The organism is Oerskovia sp. NPDC060287 (assembly GCF_042726775.1).
Taxonomy (GTDB): Bacteria; Actinomycetota; Actinomycetes; order Actinomycetales; family Cellulomonadaceae; genus Oerskovia; species Oerskovia merdavium.
Window position 1 is genome coordinate 1 of sequence record NZ_JBHXBO010000236.1, and the last position, 2,684, is coordinate 2,684.

The window sequence follows — 2,684 nt, forward strand, 5'->3', positions numbered from 1 at the left end:
ACCGCGATCAGACCGCGGCTAGCAGGTGAGCGTCAGCTCACGCCTTCCAGCGCGGGAACGCCGAGGCGCCGGCGTAGCGAGCCGCGTCGTCCAGGGCCTCCTCGATGCGCAGGAGCTGGTTGTACTTGTTGATGCGCTCGCCACGGGCGGGAGCACCGGTCTTGATCTGGCCGGCGTTGACGGCGACGGACAGGTCCGCGATCGTCGTGTCCTCGGTCTCGCCCGAACGGTGCGAGACCATCGCGGTGAAGCCGTTGCGCTGCGCGAGCTCGACGGCGTCGAGGGTCTCCGAGAGCGTGCCGATCTGGTTGAGCTTGACGAGCAGCGAGTTCGCCGACTTGAGCTCGATGCCCTTGGCGAGGCGCTCCGGGTTGGTGACGAACAGGTCGTCGCCGACGATCTGGACCTTGTCGCCGACCTCGGTCACGAGCTGCGACCAGGCGCTCCACTCGTCCTCGGACAGCGGGTCCTCGATCGAGACCAGCGGGTAGTCCGCCACGAGCTGCTTGTAGTACGCGATGATCTCGTCCGAGCTCGTCGCCTTGCCCTCGAACTGGTACGCGCCGTCCTTGAAGAACTCGGTCGCGGCGACGTCGAGCGCGAGGCCCACGTCGACGCCCGGCTTGAAGCCGGCCTGCTCGATCGCGACGAGGATCAGGTCCAGCGCGTCGCGGTTGCTCGGCAGGTTCGGGGCGAAGCCGCCCTCGTCGCCGAGGCCCGTCGCGAGGCCCTTGCTCTTCAGCACGGACTTCAGGGAGTGGTAGACCTCTGCACCGGTGCGCAGCGCCTCACGGAAGGACGTGGCGCCGATCGGGGCGACCATGAACTCCTGGATGTCGACGTTGGAGTCCGCGTGCGACCCACCGTTGAGGATGTTCATCATGGGGACGGGCAGGACGTGGGCGTTGGGGCCACCGACGTAGCGGTAGAGGTCCAGGCCCGAGCTCTTGGCTGCGGCCTTCGCGACGGCCAGCGAGACACCGAGGATGGCGTTCGCGCCGAGCTTGCCCTTGTTCGGGGTGCCGTCGAGGTCGATCAGGGCCTGGTCGATGAGGCGCTGGTCCTCTGCCTCGTAGCCGATCAGCTCGGGGGCGATCTCGTCGATGACCGCGTTGACCGCGTTCTCGACGCCCTTGCCCAGGTAGCGGGACTTGTCGCCGTCACGGCGCTCGACGGCCTCGAAGGCGCCGGTCGAGGCACCCGAGGGGACGCCTGCGCGCGCAAAGGTACCGTCGTCGAGAACGACCTCGACCTCGACGGTGGGGTTTCCGCGCGAGTCGAGAATCTCGCGTGCTCCAACGGCTTCGATGCTTGCCACGGTTGCTCCTTCAGGCTGCTTCCAGGTCCGGAGCGCAGGGCAGGCGACGATGGCGGTCGGGCGCGTCCGGGGTTGTCGCAACCCAGCCTAGTGGTCGGGAACACATAGTGCTCCCGTCGTCGGCACGTGGACACGATCGCCCGCATGTCGACCGCCCGCGGCCGCCGGGCGTCCGGCGTGCGTCACGCTCGGGGCGCGCTCGCGCTCTTCTCGGCCGCCACGACCGCCTGCTCGACCTCGCGCAGCGCGCGCCGCAGCGCCGTCTCGGCGTCCACGCCGTCGGCCTGCGCACGGCGCACCACGTCGAGCAGCTCGTGCCCGTAGGCTCGCTCGGCCGCGTCGACCGGCGCCCCGCCGGGGGCACCCTCGCCGCCCGCGGTCAGGCCGTCCGCAGTGCCCGACGGCGCCGCTCCCCTCCCGGGCCGCGCCTCGCCCGGGGCGAGGGACGGGACCGACGGGAGCTCCGTCGTCGGGCCGGAATCCGCGACGAGCCCGGCGCGCTCCGCGCGGGACAGGACCTTCTGCGCGCGGGCCAGCGCACCCTGCGCGAGCGGGATCCCCTCCAGGACCGACTCGCGCTGCTTCTCCTGCTGCTTGATCTGGTCCCACTGGGCGTAGAGGGCCGCGTGGCCGTCGCCCGTGGCGACCGCGGTGTCCGCGAACACGTGGGGATGACGCCTGACGAGCTTGGCGACGAGGTCGGCCGCGACGTCGTCGACCGTGAACGGGTCGACCGGGTCCTCGCTCGCGATGCGCGCGTGGAACAGGACCTGCAGCAGCAGGTCGCCCAGCTCCTCGCGCACGCCCGCGCGGTCGCCCGTCTCGATGGCCTCCGCGAGCTCGTGCGCCTCCTCGAGCAGGTAGCGCACCAGCGACTCGTGGGTCTGCTCCCGATCCCACGGGCACCCGCCGGGCGAGTACAGGCGGTCCATGACGGTGACGGACTCGCGCAGCGGGTCGGTCGCGGGCGGCGCGGGCCGGACGGCGGGCGGCGGCACGTTCGAGGAGGTCGGCACCGAACCATCGTAGAGAGCCGTCGTCGACGAGGAGCAGGCCGCCTGCCGACGGGACGCCCTTGGCACGACGGCGGGGCCCCTCGCTGACGAAGGGCCCCTCGCGGCGAGGAGGGCCGACGGCCCTGCCTCCGGTGACAGCAGCTCCCCCTCAGCTCCTGACACCCCCTGCCCGGGCGGACCGTGGACGGCCCGCCCGGGCAGGTTGCCTAGCTCCGGGTGCCGTCGAACGGCACGGCAACCGGCCGACGTCGCACGCCGGCCCTACTTCCCGACGCGAGCGAGCGGCACCGAGAACTCGTCGTGGTCCTCCTTCTCGGCGGAGGTCGACGAGTCGGCGCTGTACGCCACGG

2 protein-coding genes are annotated in these 2,684 nt (G+C 71.8%); both read right to left on the bottom strand.

Annotated elements, in window-relative coordinates:
* Positions 1-37: 37 nt before the first annotated feature.
* On the bottom strand, positions 38-1,318 hold the full coding sequence (gene eno / locus ACFWFR_RS16390) for a phosphopyruvate hydratase (protein WP_191800346.1): 1,281 nt from the start codon (positions 1,316-1,318) through the stop codon (positions 38-40).
* Between the two features lie 182 nt (positions 1,319-1,500).
* Entirely contained in the window at positions 1,501-2,334 is an 834-nt protein-coding gene (locus tag ACFWFR_RS16395) for a MazG family protein (RefSeq protein ID WP_377623661.1), read from the bottom strand.
* Positions 2,335-2,684: the final 350 nt, after the last annotated feature.